1 protein-coding gene is annotated in these 296 nt (G+C 50.7%); it reads left to right on the top strand.

What is annotated here, in order from left to right; genetic code table 11:
• Nucleotides 1-296: hypothetical protein (locus tag QO187_RS13725; protein WP_371548649.1), on the top strand; the 296-nt coding region annotated here is incomplete at both ends.

Raw genomic sequence — 296 nt, 5'->3', positions numbered from 1 at the left:
CAAGAAGGCGACCGTCCGACCGTTAGCATTACAGCCACCAAGGATACTGCCATAGAAGGCGAGGACAACACCTTAGAGTTTAGCATCACCCAAGACAATATCAGCACCGTTGACAGCACCGTTGACGTTAAACTAAATAGCGGCGATAGCGACATTGATGCCGCTGATATCTCAAGCATCGTCTACACAGATGAGAACGGTACTGAGATCACCTTATCGACCCAGGCTCAGATCCAAGACTTCCTCACCAATGGCGCAAGCGTCAAGATTGCAGCGGGTCAAACCAAAGCCCCAGT

Source organism: Psychrobacter sp. Arc9 (assembly GCF_041431295.1).
Lineage (GTDB): Bacteria > Pseudomonadota > Gammaproteobacteria > Pseudomonadales > Moraxellaceae > Psychrobacter.
Note: the sequence above shows the minus strand (reverse complement) of the source record. Positions and strands in the feature narration are given on the sequence as shown.